20 protein-coding genes and 1 pseudogene are annotated in these 20,208 nt (G+C 69.0%); 12 read left to right on the top strand and 9 right to left on the bottom strand.

The annotated features are described in order from the left end of the window. On the top strand, nt 1-934 hold a 934-nt coding region (locus tag PH190_RS21210), incomplete at its 5' end, for a hypothetical protein (protein WP_274233516.1). 407 nt (nt 935-1,341) lie between these two features. Here the strand turns inward: PH190_RS21210 and PH190_RS21215 are convergent. From PH190_RS21215 to PH190_RS21230, 4 genes are all read right to left on the bottom strand, one after another. Continuing rightward, entirely contained in the window at nt 1,342-1,851 is a 510-nt protein-coding gene (locus PH190_RS21215; protein WP_274233517.1) for a hypothetical protein, read from the bottom strand. Nucleotides 1,852-2,948: 1,097 nt separating this feature from the next. Next, nucleotides 2,949-3,185, bottom strand: coding sequence for a PASTA domain-containing protein (locus PH190_RS21220; protein ID WP_274233518.1), 237 nt, complete (start codon nt 3,183-3,185; stop codon nt 2,949-2,951). A 326-nt stretch (nt 3,186-3,511) separates the two neighbouring features. Then, a complete protein-coding gene (locus PH190_RS21225) occupies nt 3,512-3,952 on the bottom strand; it encodes a LytR C-terminal domain-containing protein (protein ID WP_337993843.1) in 441 nt (146 codons plus the stop codon). Nucleotides 3,953-3,984: 32 nt separating this feature from the next. After that, on the bottom strand, nt 3,985-4,149 hold the full coding sequence (locus tag PH190_RS21230; RefSeq protein WP_274233671.1) for a hypothetical protein: 165 nt from the start codon (nt 4,147-4,149) through the stop codon (nt 3,985-3,987). 735 nt (nt 4,150-4,884) lie between these two features. Here PH190_RS21230 and PH190_RS21235 point away from each other — a divergent pair. From PH190_RS21235 to PH190_RS21250, 4 genes and pseudogenes are all read left to right on the top strand, one after another. Continuing rightward, nucleotides 4,885-5,001, top strand: a pseudogene (locus tag PH190_RS21235) (rhodanese-like domain-containing protein); the annotation flags it as partial. 88 nt (nt 5,002-5,089) lie between these two features. Next, nucleotides 5,090-5,218, top strand: coding sequence for a hypothetical protein (locus PH190_RS21240; protein ID WP_274233672.1), 129 nt, complete (start codon nt 5,090-5,092; stop codon nt 5,216-5,218). A 145-nt stretch (nt 5,219-5,363) separates the two neighbouring features. Continuing rightward, complete coding sequence (locus PH190_RS21245; RefSeq protein WP_274233519.1) at nt 5,364-5,702, top strand: hypothetical protein; 339 nt, start codon at nt 5,364-5,366, stop codon at nt 5,700-5,702. A gap of 402 nt (nt 5,703-6,104) precedes the next feature. Further along, entirely contained in the window at nt 6,105-7,145 is a 1,041-nt protein-coding gene (locus PH190_RS21250) for a methyltransferase (protein ID WP_274233520.1), read from the top strand. Nucleotides 7,146-7,788: 643 nt separating this feature from the next. On the opposite strand, the gene PH190_RS21255 is transcribed toward PH190_RS21250, so the two are convergent. After that, a complete protein-coding gene (locus PH190_RS21255; RefSeq protein WP_274233521.1) occupies nt 7,789-8,250 on the bottom strand; it encodes a nuclear transport factor 2 family protein in 462 nt (153 codons plus the stop codon). Between the two features lie 503 nt (nt 8,251-8,753). On the opposite strand from PH190_RS21255, the gene PH190_RS21260 reads away from it, so the two are divergent. The 5 genes from PH190_RS21260 (at nt 8,754) to PH190_RS21280 (ending at nt 13,516) form a co-directional block, all read left to right on the top strand. Next, nucleotides 8,754-9,452 (top strand): hypothetical protein, encoded by a 699-nt coding sequence (locus tag PH190_RS21260; RefSeq protein ID WP_274233522.1) that lies wholly within the window; start codon nt 8,754-8,756, stop codon nt 9,450-9,452. 930 nt (nt 9,453-10,382) lie between these two features. Next, nucleotides 10,383-11,078, top strand: a complete 696-nt coding sequence (locus PH190_RS21265) for a DUF2848 family protein (RefSeq protein ID WP_274233523.1) — start codon at nt 10,383-10,385, stop codon at nt 11,076-11,078. Beyond that, nucleotides 11,075-12,589 (top strand): 4-hydroxyphenylacetate 3-hydroxylase family protein, encoded by a 1,515-nt coding sequence (locus PH190_RS21270; protein WP_274233524.1) that lies wholly within the window; start codon nt 11,075-11,077, stop codon nt 12,587-12,589. Before PH190_RS21265 ends, PH190_RS21270 begins: the two co-directional genes overlap by 4 nt. A gap of 25 nt (nt 12,590-12,614) precedes the next feature. After that, nucleotides 12,615-12,968 (top strand): cupin domain-containing protein, encoded by a 354-nt coding sequence (locus PH190_RS21275; protein ID WP_274233525.1) that lies wholly within the window; start codon nt 12,615-12,617, stop codon nt 12,966-12,968. Nucleotides 12,969-12,970: 2 nt separating this feature from the next. After that, the gene (locus PH190_RS21280) at nt 12,971-13,516 is read left to right on the top strand and encodes a flavin reductase family protein (RefSeq protein WP_274233665.1); all 546 of its coding nucleotides are present in this window, start codon (nt 12,971-12,973) and stop codon (nt 13,514-13,516) included. A gap of 172 nt (nt 13,517-13,688) precedes the next feature. Here PH190_RS21280 and gvpJ read toward each other — a convergent pair whose 3' ends face one another. Continuing rightward, nucleotides 13,689-14,033 carry a gas vesicle protein GvpJ gene (gvpJ, locus tag PH190_RS21285; protein WP_274233526.1) on the bottom strand — a complete coding sequence of 115 codons (345 nt, stop codon included), beginning with the start codon at nt 14,031-14,033 and terminating at the stop codon, nt 13,689-13,691. Between the two features lie 376 nt (nt 14,034-14,409). Here gvpJ and PH190_RS21290 point away from each other — a divergent pair, with 376 nt between their 5' ends. Further along, nucleotides 14,410-14,874 (top strand): DUF3237 domain-containing protein, encoded by a 465-nt coding sequence (locus PH190_RS21290; RefSeq protein WP_274233527.1) that lies wholly within the window; start codon nt 14,410-14,412, stop codon nt 14,872-14,874. A 465-nt stretch (nt 14,875-15,339) separates the two neighbouring features. Next, nucleotides 15,340-15,465, top strand: a complete 126-nt coding sequence (locus PH190_RS21295; RefSeq protein WP_274233528.1) for a hypothetical protein — start codon at nt 15,340-15,342, stop codon at nt 15,463-15,465. Between the two features lie 424 nt (nt 15,466-15,889). Here PH190_RS21295 and PH190_RS21300 read toward each other — a convergent pair whose 3' ends face one another. The 3 genes from PH190_RS21300 to PH190_RS21310 form a co-directional block, all read right to left on the bottom strand. Beyond that, complete coding sequence (locus PH190_RS21300; protein WP_274233529.1) at nt 15,890-16,627, bottom strand: TIGR00266 family protein; 738 nt, start codon at nt 16,625-16,627, stop codon at nt 15,890-15,892. 185 nt (nt 16,628-16,812) lie between these two features. Continuing rightward, nucleotides 16,813-17,106 carry a DUF3303 domain-containing protein gene (locus tag PH190_RS21305; protein ID WP_274233530.1) on the bottom strand — a complete coding sequence of 98 codons (294 nt, stop codon included), beginning with the start codon at nt 17,104-17,106 and terminating at the stop codon, nt 16,813-16,815. 755 nt (nt 17,107-17,861) lie between these two features. Then, nucleotides 17,862-20,054 carry a serine/threonine-protein kinase gene (locus PH190_RS21310; RefSeq protein WP_274233531.1) on the bottom strand — a complete coding sequence of 731 codons (2,193 nt, stop codon included), beginning with the start codon at nt 20,052-20,054 and terminating at the stop codon, nt 17,862-17,864. Between the last annotated feature and the right edge of the window lie 154 nt (nt 20,055-20,208).

Below are 20,208 nucleotides of genomic sequence, written 5' to 3' on the forward strand. Positions count from 1 at the left end.
TGTCCCGCCGGCGACCTACACCCAGGCTTATGTCCCGCCGGCGACCTACACCCAGACCCACACCTTGCCGGAGACCGACACGCAGGTGCCGACCTCGCCGACGGCGGGGAACCCCTACCAGGCGGGCGCGGCGACACAGTTCGAGGAGCCGGGGAACGAAGCCGACTTCAGCTCGCTCTCAAACGTCGTCGCCAGGCTCAATCAAGACGAGGCCCTCGCGCGGGACCTAATCGATACACGTCCGCCATTACTTCCCCGTGAGTCAGCATGGGGCGCGGGCGAGGGCCGTGACTACGGCAACAGGCAGGCAGCAAGGTACAGAAGGGAAGTCGACATGGACGGGGGGCCGACCATCCAAGCTGGCCACAGTGCCGCGGCCCGACATGTGGCCGAATCCAACATCTCGGAAGACGACTGGGACAGGCAACGTATGCAACAGTTGCACAGCCGGCTAGGGCAGGGTTTCGATGTCTCAGTAACCGATCAACACGATGATACTAGGACTAGGACACGACACACAGCCCAGGAAGGCTTGATAGACCAGGCAGTCGAGCAGGTTCGCGACGTGCAGGGCACTCTCACTCCGCAAGGCCAGTTAGACGCGGGAGACCAAGTTGTACTTGGCACGAGCAATGTTCCGCTTGACCAGCGGGCCATCGACTGGATACTAAGGAGCGGTCGAACGTCCAGTCCGGACTTGAGCGGGATGCCCCCGACCCAACCCAATGCTGAAATTGAGAACACTCTACGAGATGAGATTTCGCGCAGTAACATGAAGCAACAACGCCAAGGTGATGAGCGTCTCAGCGAATTGCCACTGCCCGGACCTGAATCGACCTGGCGAAACGATGAGCGGAGTCTTCCGGAGGCCTGGGAGGGCGGTGCGGGCGCCCCCTACTCTGAAGTACTCGACCATCTTGACGATGAGCAATGAAACCGCGGGATGAACGAATGGGTTACCGCCAGCCAGACCGAGCCCGCCGTGTCACAGCGCGTGGTCCGACTCTGGAATAGTGTGCCTGAGTCGCAGGGCAGCTCCTTTAAAGGTTCTCGAGGAGAGGCTCTACGCAGCCAAATCACTTTCGAGCCCGTCGACCATGTCATCGGTCGCTCCCGCGGCCACCAGTTCGGGCTCGGGTAGGTGGGCGCGGGCCGCGGCCTCGGTCAGGCGATGTTGTCGGGCGGCCTGCCGTCTGGCTGGGTGGGCCAGCGGGCGGCCGACCGGGTCATCACCGGGTCGGCGCTACTGGGACTCGCGTGGGCCCGCTGCGTCCTCGAGTCGGCCGGAGCATGTTCGTCTTCCAGGTCTGCTCTCCCGCGTCGGACGGAACAGAGGTGTCGTCAGGCAGCGAGGAACTGGTTAGCCACCTCCACGGCCGTCTCGAGCGCTCCCGGGGTCGCCCACCTAACCAGCGGATAGCCGCGGCTGTTGTGGGTGATGTTGGCCTTGCCCTCGGCGACTGTCTTGGAGCTCGTGAACAGCAGGCTCGTCGAGTTCATGTTGCCGAGGTTCTCGCCGTCGGGCCGCAGCACGCGCAGGTATGTGCTGTTCGAGTCCGTGTCGCTTCGCGAGTCCGGGAGCGCCAACGTGTATCCGAGGGCACGGAACCTGCGAACGACAGCGCTGACGACTTCGACCGTGCTCGGTGTGAACCCTGCCCAACGGCTGATCATCGCCTGGACTTGGGGGTCGTTCTCGCCGGGTCCGGCATCGATCCCGTTGGGTCTCGGCACCTGGTCGGCCGACAGTGCCGCGGACTCCTCGCGATAGGCGCGCTCGTAGCGCGCCACCCAGCTGGCCACCTCCTCGGGGCTGCTGGCTGGGGTGACGGTCAAGGTGATGCCGCACATCTCCGTACCCTCCCGTTCGTTCGACGTTCTACGATACACAACACCGGCCGTGCAGCTCGCGGGGATGCAAGAACCAGGGAGGGCTTGAGCTGCGGTGGCTCGACGTACCCATCTCGTCCGGTGCCCTGCGGGATCCATCTACACGCGGCGAGGACGTCGAGGGGACGGCCGACTGGGCCATCAAGTCAACCGTGAGAGTCGCGCTGCTGCCAGACGTGCTCCAAGAACGCCGTGGGCCGTCAGGTCCCGTTGGCTGATGCGATCCCGGTCGCTTCCCAGACTGGAGCATGACGACGTGGGCCGGACGGCCAGGCCGCGTGAGCCGGCGTCCTCTGTCGGGGCGCGGCCGCGACCGCCCTGCGTGCGGGCGAGCAGGTCGTTGAACCGCTCCCGGATGTGCTTGAGGTCGACGACGTGGACGCTCTCGCGGCTCCGCTTTACCGGCTCGCCGCCCCGGCTTCGACTCGCCACGTCGACGCGCCACATCCGAGCCCAAGGCCCTCGAGACTGCGGCGCGGCAGTCGATCTTCGCGTGGAGCAAGTCGTGGAGAACAGCGGTGTCAACTGGTGTGCGTGGAGGAGGTCAGCGAGGCTCGCGCCGCTAGCAGGGTCGCTGGTAGAGGCTGTGTGAGGTGGAGCACGGGAATCTTTTAATCCGTTGGTTGTGGGTTCGAGTCCCACGGGGCCCACCTGGTCAACGCGTTCCGCTATGGAACTGTCAAAGATCAGCTCACCGCTTATCCGCCGCTGCGCCCCTCGTCGTCGCGGTAGGCACGGTCCAAGGCCTCGGCGGCGGCCGAGGAGACCGCGCGCCGGCCGAGGTGGGTGTTCTGCGTCATCGACACCTGGGCGTGGCCCGACCTGGTCGGTGATCAGCCGCGCGCTGAGCCCCTGGTCGTCCAGCTCGGTCGCCGCCGTCTTGCGGAACACACGGGATGTCATCGAGGCGAACTCCTCCGAGCCCCGCGCCGCACGAAGCGCATTCGACGTGTTCGAGGGGTCCCGCCAACCACCGAAGGAGTCGGCGAGCGAGTATCACCCGTCGGATGCTCGGCGGCCGTGCATCCTGAGCGGGGTAAGGCGGTGATCTCTCGGCCTCAGGAGCCGATCCAGATCCTCACGATCGCTCCACGGTCGACCTCGGCGCCTGGATCGGGGTGCTGACGGCAGATGAGACCGCGGCCGGCGGCAGTGTGCGTCGCGTTCTCCGCAACAGCCAGCACGCCGGCATCTAGGGCCCGGTCATGCGCGTCGGTGGCCGGAACCCCGACCAGTTCGGGCACCCGTGCCTTGCGGACCGGCGTCTCTGAGGACGCGGGGCTGACATCGATCATCGTGGTGCTCTTCCTGACCGGTCGTTCCGGTCTGACGGGGGGGCTCGGCCTTGCAGCCGAGCGCGCTGCTCACCAGAACGTCGGGGCGCTCAGCGGTCATCCCGGGGCGCCGAGCATTTTCGCGGTGCGGGGCGGAGGTGATGCTGGGGTCGGCGCGACGGCGAGGGCGCCGCGGCGTGTGAGTCGTGGGCCAGTCGTGGTGCGACCGCGCAGTGGGGCCTGGTGGAACCGCCATTGGTGGCGGCCAGACCCGGTCACCGCGACCTTGACCAAGGTCGGGGGCGCACAGCGTTCGTCGTGTCTGGTGATCCGCGGGGCCGAGTGCTCTAGTTGACGTTCGCCCCCCAGTTGTTGGTGGTGATCACGATCAGGCCCGGTGAGGCGTTCCGAATGCCCTCGAAGCGCGGTAAGGCGCGCACTCCGAACTGTGCTGCGAGTGTGTGGGCGGCGCCCTCTTCGTCGGTGCCCGGGCGGAAGTAGACGGTGCTCTCGGGAATCACGCCGAAGGGGTAGTTGCCGACCTCGACCACGTTCCAGCCCCGCAGGCGCAGCTCCTCGGCTGCGCGCTGAGCGAGGCCGATGATCATCGAGTTGTTGTACACGCGGACCGACAACGCCGAGACGTCGAGCGGACCACTGAGGGCGGCACGGGGAACCGGACCAGGGCCGGGCAACAGCCCACCCGCACCGCCCGCACCAGGACTGCTTTGACCGGGCGCACCGCCGGGTTCGATCGGCGCGCCCACCACCAGCCCGGGCCCCGGCACTACCGCGCCGGGTACACCGCCGGGTGCCCCGCTCAACCCGCCGGCGCCGCCGGCTCCGGGCCCGGCGCCAGGACCGGGCGGAAGGCCGCCCGGAGCGGCGCCGCCGGGAGCGCCGCCACCGGGAGCGCCGCCACCGGGAGCGCCGCCACCGGGAGCGCCGCCACCGGGAGCGCCGCCGGGTGCACCGCCGGGTGCACCGCTGAACCCGCCGGCGCTGCCGGCTCCGGGCCCGGCACCAGGACCGGGCGGAAGGCCGCCGGGAGCGGCGCCGCCGGGAGCGGCGCCGCCGGGAGCGCTGCCGCCAGGAGCGTTGCCGCCGGGCACGACCGGGGTGCCCCCGATCGGGCTGCCGCCGGGTTGGGCGGCCGCTGGCGGCGAGGTGGGCGGGCCGGTCGAGGAGGTCGAGCCCGGCGTCGCCTCCGGGGGGAAGGCCGGCGGTGCCGCACTGTTGCTCGACGGCCCCTCGCCGACCAGCCCGAGCAGTCCCATGATGGCGGCGACACCGGCGATCGCGAGCAGCACGATGCCGGCGATGCGCCTGCGCGAGGCCTCATCTGACTCGGGCGCTGTCAACTCCTGCTCCCTTCGTCGACGGCGGTGCAGGGCCACCGGCGTCGCGATCACCCGATGGTGTGTCGTTTCGCGGGGCAGGAGACCATCAAGGCGGGCCCGCACGGAGGTGCCGCGCCGGATCCGGTGCGCGGTGCTATATCCCGGTGTCTCGGTGGTCGTGTGACCAGACTGGGACCCGGACCCTGGCGCGCGTCGATCCCGCTCTCGCTGTGGTGACGAACCCGCCCGCTGAGGAACGCCGTCCTTGCCGCCGCTCGAGGCGCTTCGCTCCCTTGCCCCGGTAGCGACAGTGGGTGCCGATCGGGTTGTTGGGTGCGCGCCCGCTCGCCCACCTGTTGAGGTGCTGGATGTACCAGGAGATGTCCGTCCACGAGCTCGCCGCGGGGCTCGAGCGCCGTGATGTCGTGCTGCTCGACGTTCGCGACGCCGAGTACTTCGCGGTCGGCCACATCCCGGGCTCCGTGCTCGTCTCACTGCCGGAGCTGCGGGTCGCCTCCGAGACCCCGACGACGAGCTCTGGGCGCGCCTGTTCGGCGCGCGACGCCCCGTGTTCTACCGTGCATCGTGGGCGATGCCGAGCACAGCGTCGATGCCGTCGCCGTCCTGGGCGAGGTCGGCATCGAGTCCTCCGTGGTGGCCGGCGGAACACGGGCGTGGAGCGCAGCCGGCCGCCCGCTCAACCGCCGTTGGTGACCGACCTCAGCTCTCTGGGGGCAGCGCGGCGAGCTCGTCGCCTGCACGGGCGACGGTAAAGCGCGTCCGTCCGATAAACGGGTTCTATGCCATCAGGACGCCTGCAACGATTAACCGAGCGTTAGTCAGCATGCGAAGAGGATGAGTGGTCACGGTTCGCCGTCGACTGCTTCTCCTCGCCGCTGGTGTCCTGGACGACGCGCTCGAGGTGTTGGACGACGCTGCTGTCTTCAGCGTCGGCGAGGACGGTGGCGCCGAGGCGCGCGGCTCGGCGGGCGACGTCGCCGTCGCGCAGAAGGCGCAGCTCCGAGTGCGCGATGACGTCGACGGTGGCGGTCGGCTTGAGCTGCAGCCCAGCGCCGTGGTGGGTGATTCGAGCAGCATTGTTTGGTTGGTCGCGGCTGAAGGGGTGACTAGTTGGGGGAGTCGGGCAGCTGGCGGAAGCTGCGCGTGCGCGACACTGCGGTCGTGGGCGGCGACCTAGGCCGCTTGGAGTATCGGCTCGGCCCCGAGCCGGCGGTGCTCGCGGCATCGGAGCTCGGCTGCGCGCGCCCAGCTGCGACATCTGGACCCCGGCGACGCTCTCCGCCTGCGGCTACGGACCGACCTCGCCATCGACGACTGCGGCGTTGACGAGGGCGTCATCGAGGTCGCGGCCATGCCGCCCGTCGAGGCCGTCCGCCGAGAGCTGCGGCTCACAGGCTCTGGCGCGGGCCCGCGCTCGCCGACCTGGGGAGGTCCTGCGGCCGTGCGGGTCGATCGGGCGCCTCAGCACCCGGGCCCCCGGTCGCCCGCCAGGTAAAGGGGCGGAAAGTACGTATCGCCCTCACGTCGTCCGCTGGATTCGATCGAACCGTTGGAGACGTCGCCTGTCAGAGGGGGCCGCATGAGCTCGGAGACGCAGGACCGGGTCCAGGCCGAGGGCGTCTCGCCCGCGCGCATCCTCGAGGTGGGATTGGGATTCTGGGCCTCGAAGACGTTGCTGAGTGCTGTGGAGATGGAGGTCTTCACGCTCCTTGCCGGGCGTCGCCTCGGGTTTGAGGAGCTGCGGGACCGGGTCGGTGTGCACCCTCGTTCGGCGCGGGACTTCTTCGACGCGCTCGTCGCCCTCGACTTCCTTGAGCGCCGCGACGGGCTGTACTCGAACGCCCCGGCCACAGACCTGTTCCTCGACAAGGCAAAGCCGTCCTACGTCGGCGGCCTGCTCGAGATGGCCAACGCCCGGTTGTTCCGTTTCTGGGCGGACCTCACCGCGGCGCTGCGGACCGGCGAGGTTCAGAACGAGGCCAAAGGCGGGGACACGTCGTTCTTCGCCGAACTCTACGCCGACCCGAAGTGGCTGGGTCAGTTCGCGACAGCCATGACCGGGGCCAGCCACGCCGTCAACGTGCACCTGGCTACGCACTTCCCGTGGCTTGGCTACAGCACGGTCGCCGACATCGGCGCCGCTCAGGGCGACACCGTCGTCCAGATCGTCGCCGCGAACCCCGGGTTGACCGGCTACGCCTTTGATCTGCCCCCGCTCGCCCCGATCGTCGAGAACCACGCTGCGCGGTGCGGCGTCGCCAACTGTGTCCACTTCGTGCCCGGAGACTTCTTCGTGGACGACCTTCCCAGCGCCGACGTAATCGTCATGGGCCACATCCTGCACGACTGGGACCTTGAGACAAAACGCATGCTGCTCGCCAAGGCCCACGCGGCCCTGCCCGAGGGCGGCGCACTAATCGTCTACGAGGCCATGATTGACGACGACCGCTCGAGCAACGCCTTCGGGCTGCTCATGAGCCTGAACATGCTGATCGAGACGCCCGGCGGCTTCGATTACACGCCCACCGACTGCGCCGGCTGGATGCGCGGCGCGGGGTTCCGCGACACCCGCGCCGAACCCCTCACCGGCCCCGACACCATGGTCGTTGCCATTAAATAGCTATCCCTAGCCTCTGCGTATCCTCCTACCCAACCGCCGTCGGAGGATTTCCAGAGGCGGCCACGCCGCCAGTGACCACGTCGGGCGCCCAACGACGCCGAAGCGTGGGGCATCATGCGGCTCCGCAAGGTCGACGCGACCACCCTCGCGGAAGGCGCTCGAGTCGCCCGCCCCGGGCGGCGCCTCCAGCTGCCTTCCCCTGTTCGACGAAACCGCGACGCGATCGGTGCACGCTTGGTACCCCGTCGGCCCGAGCACCCGGGCGCCCGCCCTCATCGCCTCGGCGTGCGGGCGGGCGCCTGGGACCATGCCGCGCCGGTCCAGGACCTGCTGGCCGCCGGGCCACGGAGTCGTGCGCTCGCCGAGCGCCACCAGAGGTCGGGGCCACGGGGCGCCAGGTCCGTCAAGATGCTGTGAGCCCTTGGACCCCGCCCTATTCGAGAATGCGCGGGGCCGGCGACTGCACGCGTGCGTGAACCGACAACCCCCAGTTATGGCTGGTCACCTCGGCGACGGCGCTTCCTTCGTGGCAGCGGCAGGCGCGTGTTGCCCGTGTAGCTCGGCGGGCACGATGGAGCTCTGCCTCGCAAGAGCCGCGCGTCGGTCCGGTCAACGGCGCGCAGGGTGAGGTCCGCTAGGACCGCTACTTGCCGACGGCGTCGCAGAACCGTTTGGTGTCAGCGAGTTGCTGGTATCGCGTCACCTTCCCGTCCTGCACCGTCCAAATGTGAACGAAGCGAGCGTCTACCGGCCCGCGGGTGCCTCTGCCGGCGTGGTGGCCCTGCGCGAACACGCGGTGCTCGTCAAGGGCGACGATCTCGTCCGGTTCGGCCGTGAAATCCTCTACGTCAGCTAGGATCGGGCCGAACACGTTGCTGACGATCTCGTCTCGGCCGTGATAGACGCCGCCGTAGGGCATGCCGGGGCTCTCGTCCCACTCGATGTTCTCGGTCATCGCCTCGAAGACGGCGTCGACGTCTCCGCGTCCGAACGCCTCGTAGATCGAGCGCACCGTCCTGACGTTGTCCCCGCTCACGTCGCCCTCCCAGTGTCCGAATTTCCGTCCGGACTCATCCCACGTCGCCATCTCGTCGAAGTAGAGCACCGGATGATGGCGGCAATCCAGAGGCACTTCCGTCTGGGTGCCACGGGCTGAGGCGGCGCACCGGGGTGGAGCAGCAAGCGCTCCCACAGTCTGGGGCGCCGGTCGCACGAAGCAGGCAGCGGCTATGGAGGCGTCAGGGTTCGGCGAGGCGGATGCCGTAGCAGGTGGCGGTGTCCTGCCTGCCGAGTCCGAGACGGCATCTGGAGCCGACCTCCGCTACCGACACCTCAAGCGCAGCGCCGACGAAGGTTCTCAGCTGCAGTTGAAGCGTCGGACTGTTGCATCGCCTGTGATCTCCAGGTCGTCGCCACTACGATCTATCAACACGAAAGCCGCACGCGAAAGGAGTTTGGGTTGACGACCACTGTAGCTCCGATAGCAGTAGCTATCGTGAGCGCACTGATCTCACTAACCTAGCCGTAGTAGTTCAGCGACAGAAGCGACGGTCTGACGTCCAACTGACGCAGCTGAAGAACGATCTGGACGCTCGGCGCGAGACAGATTTGGAGGTGCTGAAGAGGCGGCTGGAGCAGGAGAGCGCGGCGGCGACGAAGAAAGATCAAGCGAACGACCTAATGGTGAAGTATGCAAATCCTTTGGCTCGTTCGGCGTTCGACTTACAAAGCAGACTATACAACATCGCTAACGGTCACAGCGGAGGAGCGGACCCGGAGTACTTCCGCATGAACACCTTGTACCTACTCGCCGAGTTCCTGGGCTGGCTGGAGATTGTCCGCCGAGAAATCCAATTCCTCGACCTCGAGGGAGAGGCGTCGGCACGAGGCTTGAAGCGTCAGCTACATGAGCTGCAGCGGCGGCTAGCCCGGACCGGAACGGAGTCTACCGGGGACCTCATGTACCTGTACTGGGGTCAGCAGCGGGCAATCGGAGAGGTGATGATTGTTGCGCGCCCTGACGCACCTGCTCGCGGCGCTGGACCGAGCAGCGAGTGCATCGGATACGCCAAGTCTGTAGAGCGACAAGGTGAACCTAACTTCTCGAAGTGGTTTGACCGAATAGGAGGCCAGATCGATCAGCTGCGGCAGGCGCGCCAACCCGGAAAGAAGATTCAGCTCCCTCATCGCCTAGTATATCTTCAGAGCGACCTTGTCGATCTCATCAACCTATTGGACCCCAACAAAATTAGGCTACCAGGAGAGCGTGGGAAGCTGACGTCGTATGGCTTCCACGCAAACTCCTAGTGCCCGGCACCGGGGCGCAACTTGAGTGCCGGCTGTGAGCTCGTGCAACGGCGTTTCGCCTCTGGGTGCTACAGGCAACCCGATAACCGGCTTCTATGTCGACAGCGACGTTGGCGCTGGCCGGACCCGGTCCGCCACCGGCCTCGAGCCAGCCGGATAGCGTGACCTTGTGGCGGTGCGCGAGAATGAAGCGGAGATTCCTTACGCCGGAGAACGGCCTCGCTTGCTTCGGCCGCCCGTGCTCTAGCCGCCTGTGCTCGCGCCAGAGCAACTTGAACTGCCACGAACCTAGGCCCGTACCGTTCACCACCAGCCCAGCGGCCGCCAATATCAGGGTCCATGTGTTGTTCGACATGTCACCTCTCCCCTTGTCGCGTCCCTTGGTCAGGTGGTGGAACTCCGGGCTCATGAGGCGCTGGCACAGTCGGAGTGGGGCGAGAGCACCTTCCCACTCGAAGCGCCAGCCGATCCCGGACCGGTCACGCTGGGTACTCGAACCGGGCAAGGCGCGTCGCCATCAGAGGAGCCTGCTCGCGTCGAGCCGGCCCATCAACACCTCCGCAGGCCGACCCACGACTCACGCGTGGCCGCCGTCGGCGTCGTCGAGTCCGCCGACTGTGGCCCTGACCCTCGTCGACACCTCCGTTCGCGTCGCGGCACTGTCGCTGGCGCAGCACGCGCGGGTTCGGGCGAGCAGGACGCTGCGGTCTCGCTCGCCGAGGAGGACCAGTGGCGACTCGCCCGCGGCGGTGTATGCGAGATACCAGAGGTTCTACCTTCGGTGGATTGCTGGTGACCGGCGGTAGGACACCGACCGGAGGAGGCGCCGTGGAGATGCCGTTGGTGCAGGTCGAGCCCGCCGCTATCACGGGCGCTGCTGATAGCTCCTCACGGCCCTGAGCCTCGAAGACCCAGGAAGGAAGGATCCCCATGACCCTGCGCCTCCGAGTCGCCCACACCGGCGAGGACCTGTCATTCGCACCCGCCCGGCTGGTCGTGGCGGGCTACACCGCCCGGGATCAGGGGGCCGTGGCTGCTCACATCGCCGAGCTCGCCGAGATCGGCGTCCCGCCGCCGGCCAGCGTGCCCGCGTTCTTCGACCTCGACCCGGCCCTGCTCACCACCGAGGACGTCGTCCGCGTGTCCGGGGCCAACACCTCCGGTGAGGTCGAGCCGGTGCTGCTCCGCGCCGGTGGGCGCTGGTTCCTCGCCGTCGGCTCTGACCACACCGATCGCGACCTCGAGCGTGACGACGTCGCCGCCTCGAAGGCCGCCTGCCCCAAACCGATCGGAGCTACCGTCGCGCGGCTGGCCGACGAGCCGGGGTCGTTCGACCTCGACCACGTCTCGGCGGAGAGCACCGTCGACGGCGTGACGTACCAGGCGTCGAGCCTGGCCGAGCTGTTGCGGCCCGACGAGGTCCTCGCCCGGATGCGTGTCGCCCTGCCCGACAACCCGCTCGACACCGGGGAGGACTTCGCTCTCTTCGGCGGCACCACACCGCTCCTCGGTGGGGTCTTCGTGCCGGGCGCCCGCTGGGAGCTCGCGCTGCGCCTCACCGACGGCACGGACCTGACCCACACCTACGACACCAAGATCGACACTACGGGGGAGGACCCGCGATGACCGCCACCGAGCCGAACACGAGCGCCGGCGCTGGACACTCGCGGGCCGCGTCCGGTCTGCGTGACGGCAAGGCCTTCCTCGCGGCGCTACGCGACGATCGCGAGATCTACGTCGACGGCCTGCGCGTCGACGACGTCACCATGCACCCCGCGTTCGCGCCTGCCGCCCACACCGTGGCCGAACTCTACGACCTGGCCGCCGCACCGGCCTCGGACATGCGGGTGATCGATCCCGAGACCGGGGCGGAGACCAACCGCATCTACCTCACCCCCCGCAGCACCGAGGACCTCGCCGCCTTCCGGCGTGCGGTGCAGACCTGGGCCCGTCACACCCACGGATGGATGGGACGCACCCCGGATCACGTCGGCGCGTTCTTGGCCGGCTTCGGCGCCCACCCGGAGGCGTTCACGAGCGAGGGCCCCCGTGGGCACGACTTCGCCGCGAACGTGCGGGCCTACCAGCGCCGGCTGATCGCCGAGCAGCTCTACGTCTCCTACGCGATCATCCCGCCCCAGGTCTCGCGCGCCATGACGGCCCACGCCTGGGAGGGCGAGCACATCCAGGCCGGCGTGGTCGAGGAGCGCCCGGAGGGGCTGTTGCTGCGGGGCGCGCAGATGCTGGCCACCGGTGCCGCCGTGGCCGATGAGCTGCTGATCTCGTGCATCAAGCCGCTGACCGAGGACGACCGCGACTTCGCGATCAGTGTCGTGCTGCCGCTGGCCACGCCCGGTCTCAAGCTCTGCTGCCGCCGCCCGTACGCGACGGCCGCGTCCAGCGGGTTCGACTACCCGCTGTCGACGCGCTACGACGAGACCGACGCGCTGCTCGTGCTCGACGACGTGCTCGTGCCGTGGGAGCGCGTCTTCGTCGACCGCGACGTCGCCGGGCTACGGCGCCAGTTCTTCGACACCGGTGCCCACCAGCTCGGTAACTGGCAGGCCCAGATCCGTCTCGCGGTGAAGATGGAGTTCCTGGCCGGTCTCGGCCTCAAGATGGCGACCGTCAACGGCGTCGACAAGTTCCCCGGTGTCGTCGAGAAGCTGGGGGAGCTGGCCAGCCTCGCCGCCACCGTCGAGTCCGGGGTCCTCGCCGCCGAGTACACCGCCGCCCCCGACTCCGCCGGGATGTATCGACCCGCCGCGCGCCCGCTCTACGCGGCCATGGGGTTGCAGGCCGAGATCTATCCGCGGGTCCTGGCGATCCTGCGTGACCTCGCCGGCGGCGGCGTGCTCCAGGTCCCCGCCAGCGTCGAGGACCTGCGCAACCCGACCACCCGCGCCGACATCGACCGTTACGTCCAGTCTCCCGGCGTCGATGCTCGCGAGCGTGTCCAGCTGTTCAAGCTCGTCTGGGACGCCGTGGGCAGCGAGTTCGGTGGCCGCCACCACCAGTACGAGATGTTCTACGCAGGAGCCCCGTTCGTGGTGAAGGGCTATGCCTACCGCAACTACGACTTCGAACCCGCCGTCGGCGCCGTCGAGGCCTTCCTGGCCTCCTACGACGAGCACTGAGCATCCGAGCTCTCGAGGAGTCGCCATGCCCAAGCCAGAGCACGAGTTCTTCGACATCGAGAAGGTCCCCGACACGGCGTGCGCGGGCGCCGTGCCGACCCTGACCGAGCGCATCCTGGCCGCCGACGACGCGTCCGGCACCGCCACTCGCATCCTGCACTTCGAGCCCGGCACGGACACCACGCCCAACGGTGTGCAGGTCCACGACTTCTGGGAGGAGGTCTACATCGTCTCCGGGTCGTTGACCGACCTCGAGCTCGGCGAGACCTTCACCGCCGGTATGTACGCGTGCCGCCCGCCGGGAATGCGCCACGGCCCCTGGCGCAGCGACGAGGGCTGCACAACCTTCGAGGTGCGGTATCGCACCGACGGCCCGTGACCATGACCGACGCCACCACCGCCGAAGGCGCATCGGCGTCCACGGTCGATCCCACGGCCATGCGCCAGGCCATGGGCCGCTTCGCCACCGGGGTGGCCGTCGTGACCACCCGTCACGACGGTCACCCGCACGGCATGACCGTCAATTCTATGACCTCGGTGTCTCTCGACCCGCCGTTGCTGCTGGTCTGCCTGACCACCGGCGCGCGCACCACCGAGGCGGTCGTCGGCGCCGGCCGCTTCGTGGTCAACGTCCTCGCCGCCCGGCAGGGGCAGATCGCGCTGCGCTTCGCGCGCCGCGGCGAGGAGCACTTCGCCGGCCTCGACGCCGACCAGGCGGACAACCGCCACGATCTCCCGGTCGTCCCCGGCGCCCTCGTCCACGCCGACTGCACTGTCGACCAGGTCCTCACCGCCGGCGACCACCTCGTGGTCTTCGGCCGGGTCGACGCTCTGTGTCGCAGTGACGCCACGCCCCTGGCCTTCCACGGCGGCCGGTTCGCCGACCTGCGCCCCCACGGCGCCGAGCACGATCTCTGGTTCGCCTGACCCCACAGCGGATCCCGGGCCGACGCCGTCAGCCGGTCGCTGGGTACCGCGCGGCGGCCTGCGGGATCGCGGAGCGATGACGGCGTCCAGCCCACCCGCAGGCTGACGTTGGACGAGTCTGGTTCGTACGGCCGCGCTCGATCTCCTGGCCACCCTCGGGCAGTGCCGCGCGTCATCGACGCTTGCCGCGGACCTCCTCCCACTTCTCCTTGCCGGCTTCCAGCGCGCCACGGGTCTTGGTCTTGGCTACCTGCTTCGTTGCCGTCTCGGCGGCCTTGCCTGCTCCTCCCCCGAGGAGGTCGCCGAGGCCCTTGCCGCCCTTGGCGTGCAGGTCGAGCCGGTTGGTTGCCTCGGCGAAGCGCAGGTAGGTGTCGACACTCGCCACGACGATGCGCGCGTCGATGGTGACGATCTCGATGCCGACCAGGGAGACCTTGGCGAAGACGTCGATGACCAGACCCTTGTCGAGGATGAGGTCGAGGACCTCGGCCAGCCCACCCTGCGGGGAGCGCTGCACGCTGCCCCCTCCGGCTTGAGGAGTGATCGTCACAGAAGACCTCCGCGCCGTCGCGGACCACCGTCCCGGGACCGCCCGACCGGCATCGTCGCAGGACCGCGCCCGCAGTAGCCGGAACTGGAGCGAACTCCGTGCTGGATTCGACCAACTGCCTCGGTGCGGACCCCGCGATATCCGCCCCACGGGTGCAGACGCTGCAGTGGCTGGCTGCACTTCTCGAGCCGATCGTGGCGAGGCGCCGATGGTGGTGTTCGGGCACTTCCGCGTGTCCGGAGACCGGACCGTCTGAGGAGATCCTTGGGCCCTTCGGCCCTTCACCTATCAGACGAACGGCGCGCAACATCTGACCGCGTCGTGGTTCGTGGGGGGAGATGGCATGCCCGAGCTCATCCTGGAGTTTCAGCTCCGAGAGGAGGTCGGCACCATTGACCAGGTGGGCGACGGACCGTTCGGCCAGCGCATGATCGCTGCGCTGAGCGGCGGATCGTTCACCGGCGAGCGACTCACCGGCAGCGTGGTGGGCGCAAACGGAGACTGGCTCCTCGCCGGTCGCGACGGTTACGGGCGGACCGACGTCCGGCTGACGTTGAAGACCGTGGACAGTGCTGTGATCTACCTTCAGTACTGCGGCCTGGTAGAGATGACAGCCACCGTCACCGCGATCGTCGGCGGCGGCGCTGCGGCCACCGACTACGGTGATCAGTACCTGTTCAGCAGCCCTCGACTCGAGACCGGCGACGAGCGCTACGCCTGGGTCAACCAGACGATCTTCGTTGGTGAGGGCCGGTTGCTCCCGGGGCCGGTCGTCGAGTACCGCGTGTACCGAGTGGCGCATTGCTGACCGCTCGGCGCCGCCACCTTCCGGCTCCTGCGCCTCGAGTTCCAGGGCAAGCCAGTCCACGCCGAAAGCTGCGCGTTCTCTGCCAGCCGACGACTGATGTCCGAACTTTCAGGTCATCGAGCACCGCTCGAAGGAAGCCGGAACGAGGGCATCCTGTTCGACGACGGCAAGCCGATAACCGGCTACTCCAGCCTCACAGTCAGCGCAAGATGGTGCGACACTCTGTATCGCTGGGCTGACATCGCAGGCATCGAGCCGCTTCCGATGCCCTGTGCCTGAGTCGACGTCTTGTGCCGCCGGCTACGCCGCTTGATCGCCTGCAGGGAGCTGATCGGAGGCGACCGTGACCGACATCGACTGCCCGCGGGCCCGGACGTGGATGACCCGCTGCGTCGCCCGCGACGAAAGTCTGCGGTCGTCGAGGCCGGGGTCTGCGTCGGCTGCGGAGCGGCCCCGGACGCCCTGATGCGGGACCTCGCGACCCGCTACCTGCCCGCCCTCGCCGCCCTCCCGCGTGCGACGGACGCGGAGACGGCCGCGACCCTGCTCGCCGTCCACGTCGCCGCCTACGCCGAGGAGGGGATCCCGTGACGAACGACAAGCGCGACGAGTGCGGCATCCACCCGACGTGAACGATCCGGCTGGACGAGTGCGAGGTCCCGTGCGTGTGGCCCGCGTGCCTAACCCCGACGAGGACACCGCAGCGAGCTGGTGGCCATTCGCGACGCTACCGTCGAGAGTCGTGTCGCACCGCTGGTTGCGCCGCACGGCGACGGCGTGATGGGACGCTCGCGCTGCTTGGACCACCACTCGACGTGGTGCGGGTCGTGGTGCGAAACGACGGCTACCGGATGCCTGCGGTGCGCTTGGAGTGATCGGCTCCGACACTGTTGTTTCTGGTAGAGGTCTTGGCACTCGGAGCGCGGGCGATCTTCTAATCCGTTGGTCGTGGGTTCGAGTCCCACGGGCCCACCGACTCGAACCTTCGACGCGTGCCTGGCGAGTGCTCTGCTGTCTAGCGGTCCGAGTCGTCGGTCGTGCTCTGCGTCTTCGGCAGGTGGGGCGTGAGCGCGGTGGCGAGAGCGCGCAGGTCTCGAGTCTGGAGCAGTAGGTCGGCGGGGCCGGTGAATTCCGCGACCAGGCCCGCACCGGAGGTCATCGATCGGAACAGGCTGCGTGTCGCCTTGCGGATGGTGTAGTCGGTGTCGGCGGGCCAGGCGATGAGGTGCCCGGTGTCGACGAGGTGGCGCTCGCCGGGGGCGAGGGTGCGGTGGGCGAGGGCACCGAAGGCGGACAGCAGCACGAGGCCGGTACCGGAGGCCTGGAGGACGAAGGCACTCTGGGAGGCGAAGAACGACTTCGCGCCACCCCATCCAGTCTCGATCTCGACGCCGTCGGATGAGGCGAGGTAGCCGTGCGCGGCGATCGCGTAGGGCCGCCCGGTGAGCTCGACGGGGACGACATCGCCGGGAGCAGGTGGGGCGAGGGCGAGCTCGCCGGGACCGGAGAAGCGCGAGACGAACCCGGACCGCCCGCCTGCGGTGCGTTTGACCGCGCCCCAGAGTCCGCCCTCCATCGAGGAGTCCAGGGTGACGTCCCCGCCCATGGAGACCATGGCCCCGGACTCGGCCCGCACGGTGTGTCCGGCCGGCAGTGTGAGCGTGGCGAGGGCGGCCGTGGGGCGGAAGTCGATGCGGTAGCCCAGCCCGTGGGCCTGGCCCTGGTCGGGAAGCATCCTGACTGCGGTGTCCATCAGCCCACCCTCCCGCGTCGCGGCTCAGCCCCGTGAGTGAATCTCGGAGCCGGAGGAGAGAAGGCAGCCCTCGCCGGTGACCACCTCGGTGATCGAGGGCCGACGGGATCGAGAAGCGGGCACAGAGACTCCAGCGCTTGAGTTGACCATCGCACCGAGGGCTCAGTGGCGCCCCAGTCTCGGTGTCAAGAGATCGAGTCGACCCACGCGTACGCCTTCATGGCAATGTTCACGCCCTCGTTCAGCTCCACGACCGGCGTGATCTCCAGTTCGTCGTTGAGGTCTTTGAACTGGGCAGAGAATTCGAGGAGAGTCGCCACGTCGGCGACGTCCAGCAGCAGGAAGCCGCCGTCATTGCTGGCAGCCGTCCAGCCGGCCGTGATCTCGAGACCGGCAGGAGGCGTCCACTTGGCGAAGCGTTCGTAGGCTTGGCGGCCTGCCTCGCCGCCCCTGAATCGGTATCTCATCATCACGAGCATCACAGTCTCCGTCTTTCACCCTCGCGCGAGACGCGCATTCCCCAGACAACGAGCACCCGGTCGTCGGTGTCAGCGCCATGCAAGGGCTGCAGGACGAGATGCTCGCGGCCCTGCCCGGCGCGTTGAGTGCCGAGAAGTCGGCGGCCTGGCGGTCCTCGTCGACGATCGCCTCATCGTCCAGGGCATCCGGGTCGTCGTGAGTGCTCCTCCTCACCGGCCTGCACGCCCGCGACAGCCGCACTGTGCAGCCCGACGTTCCAGGCGACAAGTTCGTCTACTACGTACACCAGGCTCGACGCCGTTGGTGAGCGTCGTGGCCGTCCGGGGAGCTGCAGGCTCGAGAGACCGGACTACGGGTGCAGCCGACGTCGAATGCCCGAGAGTCAGGCTCATCGAGCAGATCCTTGAACCGCCCCGGCGCGTCCGGGGCACACCAGAGTGTGAGCACATCGAACGCGCCCGGCGTCGCGCAGAAGCCCCTGGTGGGATGTCGGCGAACGCCTTGAGGGTGTGGCCGGGGTCGTCGCCCACCCGGCGAGCCGCGCGAGGCGGTAATGCGGCTTCCGGGCCGGTCGTTCCACAGCAAGACATGAGGGTCGGTGTACGGGATCGACCGGGGGTCGCGGCCTCGGCGCCGATCAGGGCGTCGACGACCGTGGTCTCTCCGGCCTGCGGCGCGCCTCGGTCGTCGAGGAGACACCGCCCGCCGGCGGGCGACCGCCGGCGGGCGGTGTCTCCTCGACGGGGCGGTGCGGTCAGGCCGTGCTGGCGAGGTTGATGACGGTGACGCTGCCGTCGAGCAGGTTGGTGGCGTAGCCCTGCCGGCCGTCCGGGGACACCGCGATGCTCGTCGGGCCCCGGCCCGTCGGGACCTCGGCGGTGATCCGGTAGGTCGTGGTGTCCATGACCTGGATGGCGTTCGCGTCCACCGTGGCCAGGTAGGCGTGCTTGCCGTCGGCGCTGAGCGTGATGTCCTGCGGGTGGCTCGGCGTGGGGACGGTGGCGACGACGCGGTTGGTGTTCACGTCGGTCACCGAGACGCTGTTGTCGTCGTAGTTGACGTTGAAGACCAGGGGCTTGGTCGTGTGCCGGATGATCGAGTGCGGGCTCTTGCCGACCGCCACCGTGCCCATCACGGTGTCCGTGGTCGTGTCGACGGTCGTGATGACGTTGGACTCGTGGTTGGCGGCGTAGAGCCGGGTGCCGTCGGGGGAGATGTCGACCCAGTGCGGGTTCGGCGCGAGCGGGACGGTGTTGACGACGGTGTCGGTCTCGGTGTCGATCACGGTCAGCGAGCCCGAGTCGTGGTTGGGCACGTAGACCTTGCGGCCGTCGGGGGTCACGTCGAGCGCGAAGGGGCGCACGCCCGTGGGCACGCGGGCGACGAAGGTGCCGCTCTCGGTGTCCAGCACGCCGACCTCGTTGAGGCTGTAGTCCTGGTTGAAGATGCTGACGTAGGCGCGGGTCCCGTCCGGGGAGAACGCAACGAATTGGGGGCCGCCGTCGGGCACCGGGATGACGCCGGTGGGCTGGTTGCGCGTGGTGTCGAAGACGGTCAGGACGCCGGCGGCGCGGTTGGCGATGTAGCCGTAGTCCCCGCTCGGGGCGATCTCTATGTATCCGGGCGTCGACCCGACCTGGACGGTGGCGCCGACCGTGGGCCGGGCGACGCTGCTCGCGACCACGCGGGGCCCCGCACCCGGGTCGAACGGCGCCCCCACAGCGGCGCCGCCGGAGGAGCTCGCGCCGCCGGACCAGACCACCACCCCGATCGTGGCGAGGAGCGCGATCACCGCGACGACCACGATCAGCACCGTCGTCGAGGTGCGTGGGCGACGCCGCGGCGCGGCGCCCTCGGTGCCCCCGCCCGCAGGGCGGGCGGGTGGCGAGGGCGGTGTGGCCGGTGCGGAGAGTGGGGGCGGCGTGGGCGGTGGCGTCGCGAGCGCCGACGGTGACCGGGGCGGTGGACCGCCGGCCGCGTCGACGTCGCCCGCGCGGGGGGCCGGGATGGTCGTGGTGGTCTCGGCGGTGGCCGCCGGGGTCGCGAGGAGGGCAGTGGCCGCGGCCGGGGGCGCCAGCGGATCGATCGTGGTGGCGGCCGAGGTCATCGGCGCCGCCGCCGCGGACCCGTCGGTCACCCCGCCGTGCAGGGCGTCCCGCGCCGCGCGGGCGAGCTCGCCCGCGCTCGCGTAACGCTCGTCGGGGTCCTTGGCCAGGCCATGGGCGACCACCGCATCGAGCGCGGCGGAGACGCCGGGGTTGACCTGGCTCGGACGGCGCGGCTCGAGGTAGACGTGGGCGTACATCTGGGTGGGGAAGTCGCCGCCGGGGAATGGCTTGGTCCCGGTCAGGCACTCGAACAGCACGCAGGCCAGCGAGTAGACGTCGGTGCGGGGCCCGATGGTGCCGTTGGTGAAGCGCTCGGGCGCCATGTAGTCGAGGGTGCCGGCGGCGGCGCCGTTCGAGGTGGACTTCGTGTGACCCACGCTGTGGGCGATGCCGAAGTCGGCGACGTAGACGAAGTCGTGCGGCGTCACGAGGATGTTGGCCGGCTTGACGTCGCGGTGGATCAGGTCGGCCTCGTGCGCGGCGTCCAGCGCGTCGGCCACCTGGCTCACGAGCCCGACGGCCCGCTCCGGGGGCAGCGGGCCCTCGGTGGCCAGCAGCGTCGCGAGGTCCTGGCCGTCGACCAGGCGCATGTCGATGAACAGGCGCCCGTCGACCTCGCCGTAGTCGTGGATGGGGATCACGTGCGGCTCGCGCAGCCGCGCCGCCCGGTACGACTCGCGGCGGAAGCGGCGCTCGTACTCGGGGTCCTTCGCGAACCCTTCGGGCAGCAGCTTGAGCGCGACCTCGCGATTGCGTCGGTCGTCGTGGGCCAGGTAGACCTCGCCCATCCCGCCGCGGCCGATCAACGACTGGAGCTCGTACTGGCCAAAGCGCTTCATCTGGACCCCCCGAGAGCCCACGTCGTCGGCGCCACACCGGCACGACTCACCGATGTCGCGACTCAGGGTGACCAATGCTACAACGTTCGAGCAGCTCTTGTCCCTGGTCGATCCGCAGCGATCTCACGGTGAGTGATCGTTCGCTGGTCCGCGG

The organism is Actinomycetospora straminea, assembly GCF_028737255.1.
GTDB classification, from domain to species: domain Bacteria; phylum Actinomycetota; class Actinomycetes; order Mycobacteriales; family Pseudonocardiaceae; genus Actinomycetospora; species Actinomycetospora straminea.